This window comes from Nonomuraea sp. NPDC049637 (assembly GCF_040675235.1).
GTDB lineage: Bacteria > Actinomycetota > Actinomycetes > Streptosporangiales > Streptosporangiaceae > Nonomuraea.
In genome coordinates, this window is sequence record NZ_JBFAOM010000033.1 from 53,750 (window position 1) to 72,098 (window position 18,349).

An 18,349-nucleotide genomic window follows, 5' to 3' on the forward strand; every position below is an offset into this window, starting at 1 on the left:
AGGCCTTCTTCAGCACAGGGGAGGGGATGTGAGCAGTGCGTGCAGCGCGTTGTACAGCGGCCGGTAGAGCGCCTCAACAAGGTACCTGTTGGACAAATTTGCGGGAGGCCGCTCGGGAACCGGCTTCACTGTGGAGATGCACGGCTGGCCGAGGTACGGAGCGAGTACGTCGTGCATGCTGACCAGAAGACTGCTGCCGGCCGTTTCTCTCCTTCGTCCGAGTGCCCGGTTCGGCGCGAAGGCGGAGTCCACGAAGTGAACCCGAGCATCCACACCACCCCGGGTCAGCCGCCCGATCACCTGCCACAGCACCACGAGCAGATCCCATGTCAGCCGTTCACGGTCGGCCGGCGACAACCGTCGCCATGACATCTCGCGATTGGCCAGCGTGTGCAGGCGTTGTCGGGCTTCGTGCCGCCACTCCAAGCCTGCGGCGTCCAGCGATTCGCTCCTGTGGACGATCTTCCCGAAGTCGCCGCCGGGACGAGTCGCGCGAACGGTCCAGTCGTTGAGCGAGTGGATGAGCACATTCGTGTCGGACGGGACCGGAAATGGCCGCATGAGGAAGAACACCGACCCGAAGAACGCCTCGTCAAGAGTGTTGAGAATATTGTGCCCTCGTTCGACCGCCAGCAGCGGGGCCACCAGGACGGTGTACGGGGTTTCGCGCAGGCTGGCGACGTCTCCGCGCCGTAGCACTGGGACGGCGTCGTCGGTGCCCGGCGCCGCACTCATCGACGTAATGTCCATATCGTCCGAAATGAGGACGCAGACGCGTCCCTTCCAGAACGGGTAGTCGTGCAGGGTCTGTGCAGCGAGGCGCGCCTGAGCGTAGCTCCCGGTAAGCAGAAGGAGGTTGGCACGATCGACCCGATGCTCCCTCAGATGGTGGAGTTCTTGCAGGAGCGGGGCCTCCATGCCGTCGGGCTTCGGCTCGGCGAGCCTGCGGATCATCCTCTGTACGACGTCCGTCCGCCGCTCTCCTGCCCCGGATGCCTGGAGAGGCGTCAGCTGCCCGGTGTCGTCGTCGAGGTCGTATACATAGTTCTCGATCATGGTGATGGAGGAGGGCGCCTCGGTACCCCGCTGGTCGGCGCCGCCTCCGGCGGCGCGCAGGACAGCTCCCACCGGCTCCGCGATGTGGTAGCGAGTCGACAAGCCGGCCCAGCTCGTCCCGGACATGAGCAGGATGTTCGGGCCTCGGCTGCCCTCCACCGAGTGGAGGGTCGGAAGGGCGCGGAGGAGTTCCCTGCCAACTCCCTGGCATCGGACGAAGCGCAGCTCGCCGGTGCGGGTGTAGTCGGCACGCCCGTCACGGGCGAACTGAAATGCCAGCACGTTCCCCATGGGGGACTCAGGGATGACCGGTGCATAGTCGAGTGGCGTCCGGTGGTACAGCGCATTCGCGGCGGGAGCCAGCCGCAGTGCGGTCTCGACCCGTCCCCATAGGCCGGTCAGGACGTTCAGCTGGTCATGCATGACCGACAGGAGCAGCGTGAACTCGAACCGGCGCCGTTCTCGCTCGAACTCGTCGACCAGGTCTTGATGTGACGTCTCGTCCTCAGTGCCGGTGGGTTTCGAGTCGTCGTTGTCGGCCGAGGGGTCACGCAGTCCGGAGAGGGACTGGAGGACGGCTCGCACGCCACGTTCGACCTGGGAACTGCCAGGCGTGTTGGTGATCAGCCTCCGGGTCTGGTCCGTCAACCGGCGGACTTCCGTCCGGATGACTTCGTCCGTTGATTCTGCGCCGTCGTCATCGAGCGGATCGTCGCGGAAGGCGTCGAGGATTGCCTGCACGGTCTTGCGCCGTTCGGATCTCGCCTCGGGTGGCTGATCTGGCTGGGCGTCCAGGAGGGCAAGCAGATGTGCACTCAGGGCGCGTGGGGAGATCTTCTTCTTTTTGCCTTTCGGGTTGTTCTCTGCGGGTGGCCTTTCTTTCTTGGGGACAAGAGTGGCCGGCCATCTGCTGAGGAGTTCCTGCTGAAGGGTCCACGCGCTGAAGAAATCCGTTCCCACCCAGTCGCGGAGCTGTGCGTCATCCACCAGCATGGAATAGATCCGGTTCGCGCTGACCGACACCATGTCGAGCGCCGCAGTCCACTGCTTTACTACAGTGTCGCTCAGCTGGATTCGCCCTTCCCGGGCCAGCTCGGCCACGTTGTGTCGGTGAAGCTCGTCCAGCCACGAGTCGGTGCCGGCTTTGTAGAGCGTCGCGGTCGGCGCGAACACCTGATCCAAGCGGATTTGCACCTGGTCTGCCTCATCAACGATGATCAGGTCGCTGCGTCGGCAGGCCAGTTCCAGGTAGCGGAGCCGTTCGGGATTCAGATGCCGTGGCAAGGAGGTCGCGGCCAGTGACTCCGGTGTGGCCACCCAGATGGCGGCCTTCAGCAGTTCGCGCTCCATGTCGTGGCGAGGACAGGACGACCACAGCGGGCAGCCTCGATGCACCTTCGCCGTCGAGAGAACCAGATCCTCCAAGGTGGCGGCCTGCTCCAGGGGGAACTTGACCGGTCGCAGGTCCGTGCAGGGTGCCTCCTCATAGGGAAGCGGCTCGTCGGCCTCCGAACCACGTGAAGCACTAAGAGGACAAGCTGTACTCAGGAAGGCGAAGGCCGGGTCGTGTTGCAGCAAGGGAAGCGGATATCGTCGCGACACCCTACGGTGCAAACGCCCCAGGTGTTGCTCGCGAGTGCTGGTTCCGATCAGCGGTGCCGCTCGCATCCGGGTGAATCCCGAGAACCGGGAGTCGCCCGTGCGTTGCGAGGCGGCTTCCCGAAGCCGGTTGAAGCGCTGGACGGTGCGCAATGCCTCCGCGACGTCACCGACGACGATAACGACATGCTGGTTGAGCATTGTCACCGCATGCGTGGTGACAATGTCACGTAAGGTGCTCTTGCCGACTCCCGGGATGCCTATGAGATTGAGCAGCCCGTCGATGACTAGACCGTCGGCTTTCTCAAACCGGTCGTTCCCGTCACGGTGGACGAAGAGCTCCATCGCCTGAAAGCGGCTCTCCCAATCGTCGGGCTTTCGCTCGAACTCGCCCGGCAGATCGATCTCGTCAAGCTCGGCCATCCTGCGGGCGGTTTCCTCGAGTTCCTCAATGGGCTGGTTGAAGGGGACGCGATCAGGGCGCAAACCCAGGTTCATATGAACCTGTGCCTCCGCGTCGAGTTCCGCCAGCCGATCTGGAACGACGACGCTCTGAACACCGATACGACGTCCGAAGAACCGGTACTCGCCCGGCTCGGCGATTTTCATGTCGCTCTTGACGAAAGGGGCGTCGGTGCTCAGCAGATGATCGTAGACGACGACTCGGTTGGCGGCCATGGAAGGCTGCCCCTGGATGGCCGGCACTCCTAGGCCGGCCGGGGCGTCGTACAGGCGATGCCGTCGTGGAACCCGGCGGAGGTAGTTGAGCAGGGCAGACACCCAAACCGCGCGTCTGTGCATCGGTTCCAGGTGGTACCTGGCCGCGCGCAGCATGACGTCGAGTTCGGCCCCCCGCACGTCCTGCTCCAAACGGTGGACACGGGCGAATGGATAACCGCCGAAGAGCGTCCATCCATCGACCGGGCTCAGCTTCTCGTCCACTCGAGAGATGAGACGGAGCCCCAGTTCGACCTGATAATCGAGGGCGGCTTGGGTAAGTTCCCGAAACTCGTCCGCCTCGGACTTCGACACATTGCCGAGCGCCTGAGTAAGGTGAGCCCCCATGCTACGCATGTTTTACCGCCACTCTACGTCCCGCGGCGAGTCAGGCGCCATCGGTGACCGTTGATTCGATGACTTGATCCGTCGTGGTGCGACGAGAAACTCTCGTAGCGGCCGGGCCACGTGGTACAGGCCATCGGCCCTGTCCAACTCCTTGCCGCCGCGGCGCCAGCGATGATCCGGACAGTTGTGAATCTCGCATCGCCACCCCTTCTCCATGGGGATCCGGAGGAGCCCGCAGTACCAGCAGATATTGGCACGTTCCTGCCTGTCGAAGTACCGGTCGTGGACTGCGACATAGCAGGTGGCAACGGCATCAGCCGGGATGCGCATCCTGCTGATCTTGAGACGTGCGATGTCGGCGGAGGAGAGGACGGGTGACTCTACGAGTTTGCCAATGAAGGCCACATGACCTCCCGGATTGCCGGCCTGTTCATATATCTCGCGGATTCTCGCCAAAAGGAGATCTTGGACGCTCTTTCCGGCCGGATCCGGGTCCTCCGATCGAAGCGCGAGCTCCTGGCACAGTCGTGTCGGCGCGGCGGTGTCCCGGTCCAGCAGTCTCCCGCGGATGGAGAGGCCGGCAGGTAGGTCAAGAAAGTTCCAGGTCTGAACCTCGCGGTCACGGCACCACGCGAGCAGATCTGGCAGGGAGCGGGGATACCGCTGCTCTCTGCCCGGTTGGTCGCCAGGAAACCGCTGCAGCCCAGCCAGAGAAATGCGGTCAACCGCCATTTGGGCCACCGAGTCGTAGGGAGCGGTGAACTCCTTGGCGGACGGCCATTCCGCGAGCCGGACCACAGTAACGGCCACCAGACCGAGAATGCGAAGAGATTCGTCTTGGTTGAACGCCGGTCCTGTCAACTGCTCCAGCGGATTGGCAGGTTGGGGCTCTGTTTCCTCTTCCCAGAAGTTCTCCTCATCGGTCATCGTTGGTCTCCCCAGAGGCGTTCTGAGCGGACGGACACCACTGGGGGTAGGGGCAACGCCGGCAATTCTTGCCGGGATTGGGAAGGTGGTCGGCATCCCCGTGCCAGGCGACCGCCATAGGAAGGATCTTCTGGCGAGCTACGTCGAGCAGTGCGGGTGATCTGGGGTCGAGAACGCGCAGATCGGCGCCGTTCGGGGTCAGGATCTCCACCTCTATGGCAGAAAGCGGGCCGAGTGGGATCGCGCCCGCCCTATAGAGCAGGACCGCCAGCGCCGCTTGTGGATACCGGCTCAGCAATCGCTCGCCATCAATGATCTTTTCGGCGGAGGTTGTTTTGACCTCGCGATAACACCATGAACCATTCCGCTGGTAGACCAGGTCCGCATGGGCGACAACCAGTGTGTCGCAGTCTGCGTCATCCGCGACGATTACCTGCTCGGTATGGGCGAGCGTGTCCGGTGAGACGCCGATGTATGGGCACACTTCAAGGTGGGCGGCGAGCATGGCAGCGCCTTCCCGCGCCTCGTCGCCGTCGAAATGCCATCGGCTCGCTTGCCAGTGCCCTGAGTCCTCCGGAAGGTCGGTGATTGTGCAAGGGCGGCGGGGGGAACGATCGTGAAGGCGCTGCAGCCAGGCGTGAACCCCTTTTCCCAGCCGCACGGCAGGCGTGTTCTCCCTGGTCTGATCCACGGGCAGCCGAAGAGCACGAAAGTGTTCTTTGGCGGCGCACTCAGTCTGGTAGCGCCCGCTGGTGACTGTGAATATCCGCCGGGGGCGACGCCTGTCGCGGATACCGAGCATCCCCGTGCCTCGAGGCAACCGGGCACACACGTCCCGCTCCTTGCAGGAAAGGCAGTCATAGCCCGGCGTCCGCTCGGGAGACCGGAACAACTCGCGGATCGCCTGTCGTCCATGGTCGGCGAAATATGCCGTGGCCTCTTCGACACTGCCCTGGAACAGAGGAGCGACCGCCCTGCCGGTGGAACAACCGACTTCCAGGACGCGCACCTGGTCGGTCGGCTCGCTCGTGGAGCCTGGCACCAGCGGAAAGGGCCTGCCGCCCCAGTAGAGCCCTCTGGCCTCCTCGAACCTGACCGAATCGATCAGCGCGCCGACTGCCACCACATAGGCCATGACGGACTTCTCGGCGTCACTGCGTGTTCTCTCTCCTGCTGATCCCACGACCGGGACACGCAGTTCGCGCACGACGCCGCCTGGCGTCTGGTAGCTGTAGGCCCGCCCCCACACACACAGTTCGTGCGTCCGGGAGCGTGGGTCGTCAGCAAGGATCTGGTGCACCCACGGCCGAACGGCGACCACGTTCCGGGCATTCATCTCTGCCATGTCGGAGGTCAGCCTGGTGTGGTATCGGGATACAGCCTGCCTGACCCAGGTCGCCAGACCCTCGTGCACGAGCTCGGAGCCGATCCGGTTCGGTGGTGACAGTTGGTCCAGTGCCTCGGCCTCGCTGATGCGCTGACCGAACTCCATCAGATCGAGAACCTGGTTGAACGGCTCGAAGAGCATCTCCACGTGCCGTGCTCGGCGCGATCGAGGACGGGGACGAGCGGTGTCGGCCTTCAACACGTGGAACATCGAGCATCCGAGAACCTTGGCCTGCTCTGGACCGTCATGATCTTCGGAGTCGCCGCGCACCGCACTGCTGTAGATGCGGACCGCCCTTGTTGGGTGATCGTGGGACGACACAGGCATGGCTCCCTCCTTCGACAGGAGAATGCCACGGCGCGGTGAGTTTTTCCGATAGTTGTTGATACGCAGTGCAAGTGATGCGATTCCGTACTTGAGGGCAGTGATGAAGTTCAAGGCTGGAGAGACCATCGGGGGCCGTTTCCGCCTCGTCCGGGAGTTGGGCAAGGGGGGGATCGGGCGTGTCTGGCTCGCACAAGAGAAGCGCCTTGACCGTTTGGTGGCGGTAAAGGTGCTTCTTGATCTGGATGGCCAGGATTCGGACGAGGACCGCTGGAAAAAGGGCGAACTACTCAAAAGGTTCGCGGTCGAGGCCCGGGCGGTCGCCGGTCTCGACCATCCCGGAATTCCCGCCGTATACGACTGGTCGAGCGGAGACCCAGAAACAGGCGAGCCGCCCTATCTCGCGATGCAGTATGTCGTGGGAAAGACGCTGCAGGCAGTGCTGGAGGAGGAGGTCGGCGGACGTCTTACCGTAGTGGAGGCAGTGTGCCTGGGCGCACAGCTCAGCTCGAGCCTGGCGGCGATGCACGGCGCCGGTGGCGGTATTCTCCATCGCGACCTCAAGCCCGGAAACATCATGGTCACCGATGGTGGCAGGGTAAGCCTCATCGACTTCGGGTCGGCGTTCATCATGGATCCACATCAACCTCGGGTGACTACCCGCAGCAGGATCGCGCCTGGCACTAGTGGCTACACCGCCCCCGAGGTCCTGGAAGGCAGAACGGGCCCAGCGGCGTTGAGTGACCTGTACGCTCTCGGCTGCATCATCTATGAGGCGCTGGCCGGCCCGGTGTTCGTCTACGAGAACGACAGTGACCTGGACCAGGCCCACCGCAAGGAGAAGCCTCCTTCATTGAAGGCCCGAAATTCTGCGGTTCCCGAGGAGATCAACCGGCTGGTCATGCGACTGTTGGAAAAGCAGCCCGCGCAGCGTCCCGGCAGCGCCCACGAGGTCTTCGCCCACCTACGCTCTCTGCTTCCAGGCCCCGTGCCCGAAGGCATCGAACGCGTTCGGCCCTACGATCTCACCCTTCCGTTCCGAGATCCGTGCCGTCCACCGGAAGACATCGCCGGCACGAGCCGAGACCGGACGCTACCGCCTGTGACCGTCGGCGCGGTCAGGGTGGAACCAACGGCGTTCATTGAGAATCTGCGCAACGTGAGCGATCTCTTGAAGGCGGGCCGGCAGGAAGAAGGATGGGGGCTGATCAAGCGGATGCTGGCCATGGTGGAGGCGGCACAGGGGGTCGCCGGTACCGATGTCCGCAGGCTGCTGGCCCGTGGGATCAGGATCTTCTTGGAGAGCGATGACTTTGATCACGCGAAGCTGTTGTGGGAGGACATGATCACGAGGTGCCGGGGAAACGGAATCGCAAGAGATGACAGCTTTCTCGAAGAGGCCCGTGCAGCGTTCAGAACGTACAACAACGGGTCTGGCCGCCGTCGCAGCCGGTAGGGTTGACATTTCTCCGGCCGCCCGGGCCCGCGTTCCGCGCTCCCGGGCGGCTGGAGACATGAAATCGATTAACAAATCACCCGCAAGCTAAGCCGGGGGACGCTTCGGATTAGTGGGGCGTCGCAAATGTGGCATGTTTCTCCCTCCTTCGTTTGCGCAACGAGCATATCAAGAGGGTGTGACATTCTTGCCTTCCAAGGCTTTCAGCTTTCGGCTGAGGGCGACAGCCTCTGGGAGCTCCGCGAGCCCGGCGTCTTTCGTGATCTTCAAAGCCTCGCTCCAGTGGTCACGGGCCTCCCGGAGGTGACCTGCTGTTTCGTGCAGGTCGCCCATGGAGTCAAGGGTACGTACCGTATTTGTGGTGTACCGGAGCCGTCGATAGATGCTCAGACACTCCTCGAAATGCCTGAGCGCTGCCTCCCGATCCCCCATCTCCCGCCGGATGAAAGCGAGACTGTCCAGGTCGGCGGCCATGCTGTTGAGGTTTCCGACAGCCCGATGAATGGTCAGTGCCTCATCGCAGTGGTACAGGGCTTCCGTTGTGCGGCCGAGTTGGAGGAGACTCCACCCCAGGCCATTGTGAATGTCGCCTGCGGCTTCGTCCTGGTCGAGTTGACCGAAGAGGGCCAGCGCTTTGTAATAGTTCGCCAGCGCTGCCTCGTGATTCCCGGCGTAGGAGTGCGCGGCCGCGATGATTCCATGACTGTCCGCGGCCTCGAGTGTGTGCGGGGCGACCAGGTCGAGCGCTGCTTCCGCATGCTCAACACACTCCTCGTGACTGCCGATGCGGCGAAGTGTGATGGCGGCTTGCCGCAGGAAATACTCTGCGCTCTTGATATCGCCGGCCTCCCGGGACAGGGACACGCAGGCCCGGAGGATATCGACGTACTCAGACGACCGGCCGCAGCGCCACATGTGTTCGATGAGCGCGTCCGCGAGTGCCATGCAGTCCAAGAGGCCATCACGCTTCACGCCCTGAATGATGGCGCAAAGGACTCGCTCCACATTCTTGTCCAGCCACATCTCAGCCTTGCCTTCGACTCTTGCTGAGGGCAGCGACTCCTTGACGTACTCCGTGTAGCACCGCACCAGCTCGCGGTTGGCTCTGCTGCTTGCCTCGAAAAGCTGGCGGTCTTGCCGCGCCAGGGAGCACGCATAGTCTCGTAACAGATCGTGCATGTGAAAGACGCCGTCCGCATCCTCCTGCACGAGGTTGAGGTGCCGAAGCTCGCGAAGGCGCCCGATGGCTCGGCCGGTACCAAGGAGCGCCGCAACCGCTTCGGAGGGCAGATCGGGTCCCAACGCGTTCCCGACCATGACGAAGGTCGTCTTTTGCGCATCACTCAGGGTGTCGTAGGTCCACGAGAAGATGGTGCCGATCGAGCTGGCTGGTTCGCCCAGGTCCAGGAAGTCGAGGCGGGCTTCTGAATCCGTAAGTCCTGTAGCGATCCGAGCTAGGCTCTGGTGACCGAGGCTGCGGACGTGCGCGCCGGCGATCTCGACCGCCAAGGGCAGGTTGCCGCAGACGTCGAGGATCCTCTGTGCGCTTTCCGGTTCTTTGGCGATACGTTCTTCATCGACATAAGCGGCGAACAACCTGTATGCCTCGACCGCTTGAAGGGCATCCACCTGAACACTTCTCACTCCGCTCTCCCGGGACAGGTTGGCGAGCGCCCTTCGGCTGGTGAGGATTATCTTGCTTGATCCTTTCCGTAGCAATTGGAAAACAATGTCGGGAGATTCGGCGACGTTGTCCAGAACAACGATGCACCGTTTGTCGTTCAGGAGGTTGATGAGAAGTTGACGCTTCTGGATATCCGTACAGGCATCGGTCGGTTCTTCTCCGAGCTGCGCCAGGAGAGTATCCACGCACTCCTTTGACGACATCGGGACCCCGGTCCCGTAACCGCGCATGTCGACCATAAGCTGCGCGTCCGGAAAGTCTTCGATGGAGTGATGGGCGAGATGAAGGGCCAGAGTCGTCTTCCCGCAGCCGGCGCCGCCGGAGAAGACGATGACCTGTCCGTCCGGAAACTCGGCAACATACTCGGTGCGCGGAATGTATGGATCCGGCATGGGGCGAAGGTGATTTGTGTAAGATTTGTTACCTGCCGCCGGGGTCGCTTGGACGGCACGCCGAAGGTCTTCCAGAGGGAACCATGTTTGTTTCTGCTGCGATGCATGCCCCAACTGGGTCAAGGTCTCGAGGGGGCGATCGATCATGGGGAAATCGGTGCAATTCCGGAGAATCATTCGTAGCCTGGCAAGATCAGCTCCCCCTTCCTCGGCGAAGTCGTACCGGACGACTTCGAGAACCTTGAGAAGCTGTCGCAGTTCGACCTCGGTTGGCGGGCTCCCGGTCGCTCGAGACCACTCGCGTGTGATCATCTCGATTATCGTCCGCAACGCTCGTCTCTGGACGACTGTCTTCGCTGCATACTCCAAGGGAATGGAGAAGGGATGTCCTTGCAGTCGTCTGCAAACCGTCCCTAATTCATCAAAACTCTTGCTGCCGTCCTCGCTGGTTGCGATCACCAGTCGGTCGAGGGCGGCATCGACCGGCCGTGGACCATGCTGTGTAGGAATTCCGGTGATCATGGCCTGGACGACCTGTTCGATCGCCTGTGCGAGGGGATTGCATGAGGGGGAGACTGCTTGCATCCCCTTCTTCGCTTGCAGCAGGAGAAAGCCGCTGGTGAGCTCCACGGTGACATCGTCCAGCGCCAACGCTGTCTCGCTGCCGACTGACCTGATCCGTATGCGGCTATCCAGCCCAAGACCCGGGGGCAGGTCGCAGACTGCCAGTACGGCCCACCAGGCGAAGACCTGTGCCTGAAAGCCGAAGCCGCGGGCCGCTCGGGCTCCGCCGGCTGACGACTCCGCTGCGCTAGGCATGCTAACCCTCCCTTGGCGCATGGTTACACAGGTCGTAGTCCTACCCCGTCTGCGAGTCCATCCTGGGGCTTTCATAGGCAACATGCGAGGTGTCCGCGGAAGCCAAAGGCTCCTCGGCACGCCAGGGTTCTTTCATTGGTTCAGCGGCAGCGTGACGCCGAACGTCTCATACAACGCTCGCCGCGATCATCTGCGAACCCAGGGACTTCATCGCCGCCGTACCCTTGCAACACTCCGGCCGAGAAGCGATTCCAGCCAGGCAGTGTTGGCGAGGCCCACACCAGTTGGCGCGCGGCACGCTTTCTGGGCGTAGCGCCACACGATGGTGTCGACAGAGCCGCCAGCGCCAGGCGCGTCGGTGCTGCCCGCATCGGCCTTTACAAGTCCTGTGTCCATATGCCAGGAGGGTGTTCGTCCGGCCTCAACCACAGTTGTGGCTGGTGGCCGTGATCATTGCCGTCCGACTGCCAGGGAAACGTGCCATCCCGGTCAGGCCAGACGACCTGGAGGAACGGGAAGGGAGGCTGTCGGTAGAACCCGATGGCTGTGCCGAAGAAGGCCCGGTACCAGCGATAGTCGACGGCCTTGAGAGCGACGGAATGGTGGTCGATGACGTCCCCCCACTCCTGGTCGGCCTCCAGCGCCAGGCCGGCGACCACCTTCTCGCCGAGGGCGTTGAGGCAGGTCTGCATGTCGTGGATGTCCAGGCAGAACATGGCCAGCTCGGGCGAACGATGGTTGTGCCACAGCCCGATGGAGAAGGCCCAGCCCGGCCCGGACTCGTCATGAGGGACCATCACGACCTGCCAGCCGTACCGCTGAACCTTCTCGACCGTGGCGTGGGTACGACGATCCAGGTCGCCACGGTCGCTGCAGAGAACGCAGTGGCACGCGGCCAGGCCGACAGGCATGGGCGTCAGCGTACAGAACCCTTGCGAACTCTGATGCCAGTCGTGGAATGCTCTGCGTTGTGATCGCCCCCGGCGAGGAGGTTTCTCGTGTTCCGCAAGATCGTGCGAGCCTTCACCCAGTCCCCCGCGGACGAACGGCAGACAGCCGAGGACGACGCGTGTGCCTACGGAACACAGTTACTCACAGAAGCCCGTGAGGAGCTCAACCGGGCGGACACCAAGGCCCAGGTCCTTCTCGGCATCGTCGGCATCGCTCTCGGCGCTGTCGCAGGCGGCCTGCTCGCGGGTAGCTGGTCACCTTTCGAGATGTCCAACGCCGTCGAGTGGCTGTGGTGGGCAGGGGCAGCGGCAGCTGTGGCGTCCGTGGTCGTGCTCGCCGGTGCGGTCTATCCGCGCCTGGATCGGCGGAAGGGAAGCCGCGCCGTCATGTACTACGCCGATGTCCTTCACCTCGACTCCACGGCGACCGTCGCCGGCGCTCTGATGCGGTCATCGGCACTCGACCTGGAGCGAGTCGCTGATCAGCTGTATCGGGTCAGTCACATTGTGGGGCAGAAGTATCGTCTCATCCGCTGGGGGTTCTGGCTGCTCTTGGGGGGAATGGCGGCCACGGTGAGCGCGGCGCTCATCGACGTGGTGCTCACCGGTTTCCCGTCGTGACCGTGCAGGCGTAAGTACAGCGCCTGCACGGTGGGTCACGCCCTGCCGTCCAGCAGGGTGTTGTCCTCCAGCGGAGGCACGGGAAGGCCGAGGAGTTCCAGAGTGCTGCGGAGCACCGATTCGTTCCGGACGACGAAGTCGAGCATGTCCACCTTCTCGTAGCTCTGCATGATCTTGTCGACCGTGTCGAGCAGTTTCTGCGCGCCCTGCTGCCGCTGCTCGTCGAGCTTCGCGATGATCTGCGGCAGTTGCTCTGGAGCGACAGCCAGTTGGATCGCGTGCACCACGCGGGCGCTTCCCTCCACGGCGGCGAGGAACTCCTGCCACTTCTGCCGGACCTCGTCGGTGCTGCTGATATGCAGCAGAGCCGCGTCGGCGTCGGATCTGATGCCGTGCAGCTTCCTGTGGCTGTCGCGGTTGAGCTGGCGGACCTCGTCGGGCACGTCCACCTCGGCGCGGACCGTCCATCTGAAGACACCCGTCATCGCGCCGGAGATCGATCGGAATTTCTCGTTCGCGGCCCGCTCTGCCGCACCCGGCTCGGTGATGTCGAACTGCCGGGTGATCACACGTATCTCCTGGCAGGCGCGCTGGAGAACCGCTTCCGCTTCGGGCACTTCGTCGTTGAGCAGAGCGTGGGCCAGTTTCCCGGCTGAGGCCGCGGTCCGGAACAGGGTGACGGAGAAGTCGTAGGCGTCGCCCTTGGCGGGCGCGGTCAGGACGAACGGCTCGATGTTGACGGGCGGTTCGGGCTCGGGCTCGTTCTGCTGGACGTGATAAAGCATGGGGGCCAGCCATTTGCGCATGGGATCAGCTCCTGTGAACGAGTTGACGCAGGTGATGGTAAAGATCGGCGGCGATCTCGCCCTGGTGCCGCCAGAGCCGGAGGTAGAGCAGGGCCCGCTTGGCGTTCCGCCCGTCGATCAGGCTGAAGACCTGGTCCGTGATCTCCCGTACGGTGCGCCGCTCGTCGTAGTGACGCAGCCATTCGCTCAGCAGCAGGTCCCAGGACTCGGGCACGACCAGGCGGCCATCGACCTCATGGCTGAGCGCGTTGCGCCAGAGCGTCACCAGCGAGGGATGAGGATCCAGCCGGCTCAGATGCGGCCGTTCAGGGCTCGGGACGGGTAGCGCCGTCAGCCGTCCGAAGGCGACGGCGGCGCTGCGATGACCTGCGGGTCCTCCTTCGTCGACCCAATCGGCGAGGTTGTTCAGGATGGTGTGTGCGGTGTCCGTGCGATACAGATAGGCGACGGACTGAGCCACGTCTTGGTGGAACTTGTCGCCCCTGGTGAGGACCAGGGTTCTGAACGCGGCGAGGGCCTGGTCGGGGGCGGAGAGGCCGACAGAGGAGGCATAGGCGCGGATGGCGATCGCCTTCGTCACGTCGTTGCCTTGGATCATCGAACGGAGATGGAGGTGAACGCGGCGGGTCATCGACGGGTCTTCGGCGGCGGCCTCCAGCGCCAGAGCAGCGAGCTGGTGATCCCGCATGCGGCGGGACCGGCTCCACACCTGGAGGAACCGCTCGTTCACGAGGGCGAAGTCGAAGGTCGCAAGTTTCCCGACCGCGTGCCCGACCTTGATCCTGGTGTGCGACGAGCCCTCGCCGCCGAGCCAGAGCAGCCAGTCGACCAGGGAGTCGCGAATGGTCGGCTGGTCTTCCCAGATCACCCGCAGCATGACGGCCGCCAGTTGGGGACGTCTCAGCCTGATGGTCCGTCCGCCACCGGGCCCGGCGGGTGTGGCCTCGGCATCCACGTAACGCAACCAGAGAGGGAGCTTCTCCCAGAGCTGGACCGGTTTCGGAGAGTGGTCACGGCGCCACTTCTCGTCGAGCCGTTCGGCCAGAGCCAGCGCCGCGCCGGAGATCTCCGCCTCGGGCAGCCCATGGAGGACGGCGATGCTCGTCATGAAGCACCGGCCCAAGGTCGGCCTTCGCTTCTCCAGGTCTTCGCCGACCTTCGCGCGCATCCGGTGGAACCGCCGGTTCAGCATGACCTCGATGGACGTGCCGGCCTCCAAGGTGGCGGCCACCTGCTTGGCCAGTTCGACCACCTGCCAGGGAGCGGAGTGGGCGCGGAGTTCCTCGTCCAGAAGCCGCTGATCGTCCGGGCCGAGCCGCGTGCCTGAGGTCTGAACGGACAGGTGCCTGGCGAAGATCTGGGCGTTCGGCGGGGCGTCATGCTCGATCACGGGCGCGACGGTGGAGCTGATGTGCCCCGGCACCAGGACGATCACCCTGCAGTCCGCGTTGACGCCGGCCCGCTTGAGAGTCGTGGTCACCTTGTCCACGGCGTCGGGCGAATCGACCAGGTCGAGCAAATAGCCGTGTCCCGCTTCCAGTTTCCACTCGCGGGGGTCCGGCGTGCTCGCTCCGTGCGGACTGATCCAGCTCGCCCTGCCGCACCAGTCGAGCAGCGCCGCCGCGGCCGTGGTCGCCTTTCCGGTCTCCGCCGGGCCGCCGAGCAGGACGAGGCGTTCGCTGTCCAGCAGCCTGCGTGTTTCGGCTTGCGACCGGGTCGGTACCAGCGTTCGCCGTAGGCCCTCGATCTCGTTCTCCGTCAGCTCGTGAATCGTCGCGGTCGGTTGGGCCCGTCCCTGATTTACGTGGATGTCGCCTTGGGCGAACCAGACGTTCCCCTTCTTGACGCGGTTGTGCACGCGGCCGAACAAATCCCGGGTGCCGGCGCTGGGCCGCTCGTCGGCGAACAGGTCGTCCAGGCTCTGCTCACGTTCCAGCCACTCCTGCCCAGAGGCGGTCATCTCGGTGCGGATCGATTGGTTGTCGGACTCCTGCGATGCCTCGTCTGCTCCATCTGGAACGGCGGCCTCGATCGCCGGGAGTTGCTGCTGCGAGGGGCTGGACGTCGATTCCTCAGGTGGAGAGTCGCTCATTTCTCCCTCCGCTTCGGTTCACGAGTGACGTGCATGTCTCCCTGTGCGAAGAAGATCTCGCCCTTCTTGACCCGGTTCTTGATCGACCCGGTGCTCGGCGGCGGTGACGACGGGGTGTTGTTGCCGGACGGCGGAGACGCCGGGATCTCCATGGCGTGGACGTCGAAGTGCGGCACGTACACGTACGCCGTGTACTCCTGCTTCTTCTCCGCCACCGCGACCTCCAGGAACTCCGACGGTCTAGGCCGCCCCGGCCCCTGTGACACGTAGTCGCGGAAGACCTCACGGGAGACGATCAGCGCCAGATCGGCGTCGCGGAAGGTGTCGAGAGCGGTCCGGATCGGTGCCGAGTCACGCAACCTCGCGGGCTGTACCGCATGCTGCCCAGGCCACCCGGCCGCGCCGTCCAGCTGCAGCGGTCCGACATGTACGGCGAGCCTCATTCTCATCCGGGCCCAGCTGGGATCGGAGCGTTGACTGTTGTGGGCCGCGATGGCCAGATCCAGCTCGGTCAGGAACTGGTCGAGGAGGAGAGGAATCGTGACGAAGGGGCCCGGCTCGGCGGGAAGACGGGCGGTCAGCGAATCGCCGCCCACCTGACGCTCCCACGCCCCATGGTCCAGCTGGACGCGGTCCGCCGCAGTCTCGATGGTGCTGATCAGTCCGAACTGAAGGTTTCGCTGCTGGGCGTCGGTACGGCCGCCGTAGTTCTCGACGTCGGCTGTGAGCAGGACGCGGTAATCGTGCGTGACCATGGCATCTCCAATGAGCGGGTGCGCTCAACAGTGCGGCACGACCCGGTGGGAGAAGCCTTAGAAATATGGTTTGGCGAGGATCGGCAGGTCGGCGAGCGCGGTCAGTCCCGCCAGATCTTTCACCACGACGTCACGGTGGCCTCGCCGGATGACCCCTTCCGCGGCCAGTTCGCGCAGCGCCTTCTGCGTCGTGATCTCCTTGGCGCCCACCAGCATGCCGAGCTCGGCTCTTGTGAGCGGTACTCCGATGCTCACGCCGTCGTCCGTGGTGCAGCCGTGCCGCGCGACCAAGGCGATCAGTACCCGTGCCAGGCAGATCTTCGTTTCGTAGCCGGCGAAGTCGAGGCGGCGCTGATTGGCCCAACGTAGGCGCTCGGCCACGACCTGCGTCAACGCCAGTGCCGCCGCCGGCCGCCGGGTCACGAAAGAGCGGAAGACCGGGCCTTTGACCTGTTGGAGAACTGCGCGTCCGCAGGTGGTCACGGTCGCTGACCGCGGCGACCCGTCCATGGCCGCCATGTCGCCCACGACGTCGCCCGACACCCGGATCGCCAGGGTCGCCTCAACACCGTTCTCAACACCTCCGGTCACCTTGACCAGCGCATCCAGCAGAATCCACACCGATGTGCCGCGATCTCCCTGCCTGATCAGCACGTGTCCGGGAGGGACCGTGCACAAGGTCCCGAGCCCGATGAGCTCCGAGCGGAGCTCATCCGTCAGCCGGTGCATGAAGGTGCCGAGCGGCCATCGGTTGGAAGCCAAGTTTCCTCCAGTAGGCGATGTCCCACGCATACGCCGGCTGGGCCACGTCGGCAAGGGAGTCGGGCGTTCGGTCCCTTCAGTGGCCTTTACGGCGGTTGTTCACACCTTTGAAGGCACGTCGCTTATGTTGGTCGGTGACCTGAAACCCGCCGGTCGAGGCTCTGATTATTGCAAGGCGCCGGATCGAAATACCAGGAGAAGGCTTGGCGTCATTTGATGACTTATCCGATTCGGCCGATCGTTGGGAATTGGAAGAGTGGCGTTGCCTGGTGGCGGCACATGAAAGCTCCAGGGTGACGCGCATCGCCATGGGTGTGTTCACAGGATGCTTGGGTTGCTTGCGTGTGTGGCCAGCCTCTTGCCTGCTAATCAGGATTGGGATCCGGCCGTGCCGGACTGGCGCGACTCCAGCATGGTGACGATAGTGACGACCGTTCTGGTTTCGCCATCTCCTTTTTCGCGTTGGCCGCTATGTTTCTCTGGTCGTTACCGCGATGCCTCAATGAGGCTTTTTCATCCGAAAGTGGCAGTTCATGGCGGATGGACTGGTGGAGGAGGACGGCGGAGGAACAAGGCCCGACCGAATATGGTTCGTCCCGGCCGTTGGACGACAGCTAGGGTGTCCGCCATGCAGGACGAGGTCTACCACTACAACAAGGAACGCTGGGAAGCCCTTGCGGGGGCGGAGGCGTTGTTCACCCGTCCTATGCTCGACCTGGACGCGGAGAAGGCTCAGGCCTATCTGGGTCTGGAGAGGCTGGGCATCCCCGGCGACCTGGCGGGCCGGAAGGTGCTCTGCCTGGCGGGAGGGGGCGGGCAGCAGTCTGCGGCCTTCGCTCTGCTCGGGGCCGACGTGACGGTTCTCGACATCTCGTCCGGGCAGCTGGAGCGGGACCGCCTGGCCGCTGAGCACTACAGCGTCGACATCCGCACGATCGAGGGAGACATGCGGGACCTGTCGGCCCTTGACGACTCCTCGTTCGATCTGGTCTGGCATCCGTACTCGCTGACCTTCGTCCCAGACTCCCGGATCGTTTTTCGTGAGGTCGCGAGGGTCGTCGACGAAGGCGGCTACTACTACCTGATGTGCGCCAACCCGTTCTTCTCCGGGCTCACTCACCACTCGTGGAACGGGGAGGGCTACACGCTGAAGCACCCCTACACGGACGAGGCCGCGACCTGCTATCCCGACCAGGACTGGGTCTACGACCGCAAGCCGGCCGGCCGCCACATTCGCGAACCCCTGGAGTACAGGCAGACACTGAGCCGGATAGTCAACAGCCTGATCCGGGAAGGCTTCCTGCTGAGGCTCCTTTCCGAGGTCCGAGGTGACTACCCGGGGGCGGAACCGGGCAGTTGGGCGCACTTCACGGGGGTGGCCCCGCCGTGGCTGGAATTCGTCTGGCAGTACTGCCCGGCATCCTCGGAAAGCGAGGGTGTCCGGGGGCAGGGGTAACCGCCCCCCCACGAATGTTCCAGCTGTGAGCCCCGCAACCGGCGAGTGTCAACGAGAACGGGCGGGGCTTCGTGAGACTGGGGCCCGCCCGTACCTGTGATGTTTGCCCTGGCCGCTGGTGAGAGAGCCGCCGGTCACGATCTTGTGCCCCCGGGGCAATTCAAACCTGCGTGCCCGCCTGGGGAGGCCCTGATCCCG

12 protein-coding genes are annotated in these 18,349 nt (G+C 64.0%); 3 read left to right on the forward strand and 9 right to left on the reverse strand.

Translation table 11 applies throughout. The features are described from left to right. Positions 1 to 9: 9 nt before the first annotated feature. From AB0J71_RS34870 to AB0J71_RS34880, 3 genes are read right to left on the reverse strand one after another with little or no spacing between them, the layout of a single operon-like run. On the reverse strand, positions 10 to 3,720 hold the full coding sequence (locus tag AB0J71_RS34870; protein WP_364418161.1) for a signal recognition particle: 3,711 nt from the start codon (positions 3,718 to 3,720) through the stop codon (positions 10 to 12). Between the two features lie 12 nt (positions 3,721 to 3,732). Then, positions 3,733 to 4,647 (reverse strand): hypothetical protein, encoded by a 915-nt coding sequence (locus AB0J71_RS34875; RefSeq protein WP_352319611.1) that lies wholly within the window; start codon positions 4,645 to 4,647, stop codon positions 3,733 to 3,735. Continuing rightward, entirely contained in the window at positions 4,637 to 6,472 is a 1,836-nt protein-coding gene (locus tag AB0J71_RS34880) for a PD-(D/E)XK nuclease family protein (protein WP_352319613.1), read from the reverse strand. The genes AB0J71_RS34875 and AB0J71_RS34880 overlap by 11 nt, the downstream gene beginning before the upstream one ends. On the opposite strand from AB0J71_RS34880, the gene AB0J71_RS34885 reads away from it, so the two are divergent. Continuing rightward, positions 6,462 to 7,814 (forward strand): serine/threonine-protein kinase, encoded by a 1,353-nt coding sequence (locus AB0J71_RS34885; RefSeq protein ID WP_352319615.1) that lies wholly within the window; start codon positions 6,462 to 6,464, stop codon positions 7,812 to 7,814. The genes AB0J71_RS34880 and AB0J71_RS34885 overlap by 11 nt on opposite strands. Before the next feature lie 168 nt (positions 7,815 to 7,982). On the opposite strand, the gene AB0J71_RS34890 is transcribed toward AB0J71_RS34885, so the two are convergent. Continuing rightward, positions 7,983 to 10,541, reverse strand: a complete 2,559-nt coding sequence (locus tag AB0J71_RS34890) for a tetratricopeptide repeat protein (RefSeq protein WP_364418163.1) — start codon at positions 10,539 to 10,541, stop codon at positions 7,983 to 7,985. A gap of 545 nt (positions 10,542 to 11,086) precedes the next feature. After that, positions 11,087 to 11,620, reverse strand: coding sequence for a DUF4262 domain-containing protein (locus tag AB0J71_RS34895; protein WP_364418165.1), 534 nt, complete (start codon positions 11,618 to 11,620; stop codon positions 11,087 to 11,089). Between the two features lie 87 nt (positions 11,621 to 11,707). On the opposite strand from AB0J71_RS34895, the gene AB0J71_RS34900 reads away from it, so the two are divergent. Next, entirely contained in the window at positions 11,708 to 12,280 is a 573-nt protein-coding gene (locus AB0J71_RS34900; RefSeq protein ID WP_352319621.1) for a Pycsar system effector family protein, read from the forward strand. A 35-nt stretch (positions 12,281 to 12,315) separates the two neighbouring features. On the opposite strand, the gene AB0J71_RS34905 is transcribed toward AB0J71_RS34900, so the two are convergent. The 4 genes from AB0J71_RS34905 to AB0J71_RS34920 are packed head-to-tail and all read right to left on the reverse strand — an operon-like array spanning position 12,316 to position 16,695. Then, positions 12,316 to 13,086 (reverse strand): hypothetical protein, encoded by a 771-nt coding sequence (locus AB0J71_RS34905; protein ID WP_352319622.1) that lies wholly within the window; start codon positions 13,084 to 13,086, stop codon positions 12,316 to 12,318. Between the two features lie 4 nt (positions 13,087 to 13,090). Further along, positions 13,091 to 15,178 carry a hypothetical protein gene (locus tag AB0J71_RS34910; RefSeq protein ID WP_352319624.1) on the reverse strand — a complete coding sequence of 696 codons (2,088 nt, stop codon included), beginning with the start codon at positions 15,176 to 15,178 and terminating at the stop codon, positions 13,091 to 13,093. Further along, positions 15,175 to 15,933, reverse strand: a complete 759-nt coding sequence (locus AB0J71_RS34915; protein WP_364418167.1) for a hypothetical protein — start codon at positions 15,931 to 15,933, stop codon at positions 15,175 to 15,177. The genes AB0J71_RS34910 and AB0J71_RS34915 overlap by 4 nt, the downstream gene beginning before the upstream one ends. Positions 15,934 to 15,990: 57 nt before the next feature. After that, a complete protein-coding gene (locus AB0J71_RS34920) occupies positions 15,991 to 16,695 on the reverse strand; it encodes a Crp/Fnr family transcriptional regulator (RefSeq protein WP_352319627.1) in 705 nt (234 codons plus the stop codon). Between the two features lie 628 nt (positions 16,696 to 17,323). Here AB0J71_RS34920 and AB0J71_RS34925 point away from each other — a divergent pair. After that, a complete protein-coding gene (locus AB0J71_RS34925) occupies positions 17,324 to 18,151 on the forward strand; it encodes a class I SAM-dependent methyltransferase (protein WP_364418169.1) in 828 nt (275 codons plus the stop codon). Positions 18,152 to 18,349: the final 198 nt, after the last annotated feature.

Coding starts and splice junctions, on each gene's coding strand:
- AB0J71_RS34870 (WP_364418161.1), bottom strand. CDS start 3,720: ATGGGGGCTCACCTTACTCAGGCGCTCGGCAATGTGTCGAAGTCCGAG.
- AB0J71_RS34875 (WP_352319611.1), bottom strand. CDS start 4,647: ATGACCGATGAGGAGAACTTCTGGGAAGAGGAAACAGAGCCCCAACCT.
- AB0J71_RS34885 (WP_352319615.1), top strand. CDS start 6,462: ATGAAGTTCAAGGCTGGAGAGACCATCGGGGGCCGTTTCCGCCTCGTC.
- AB0J71_RS34895 (WP_364418165.1), bottom strand. CDS start 11,620: ATGCCTGTCGGCCTGGCCGCGTGCCACTGCGTTCTCTGCAGCGACCGT.
- AB0J71_RS34905 (WP_352319622.1), bottom strand. CDS start 13,086: ATGCGCAAATGGCTGGCCCCCATGCTTTATCACGTCCAGCAGAACGAG.
- AB0J71_RS34910 (WP_352319624.1), bottom strand. CDS start 15,178: ATGAGCGACTCTCCACCTGAGGAATCGACGTCCAGCCCCTCGCAGCAG.
- AB0J71_RS34915 (WP_364418167.1), bottom strand. CDS start 15,933: ATGGTCACGCACGATTACCGCGTCCTGCTCACAGCCGACGTCGAGAAC.
- AB0J71_RS34925 (WP_364418169.1), top strand. CDS start 17,324: ATGCAGGACGAGGTCTACCACTACAACAAGGAACGCTGGGAAGCCCTT.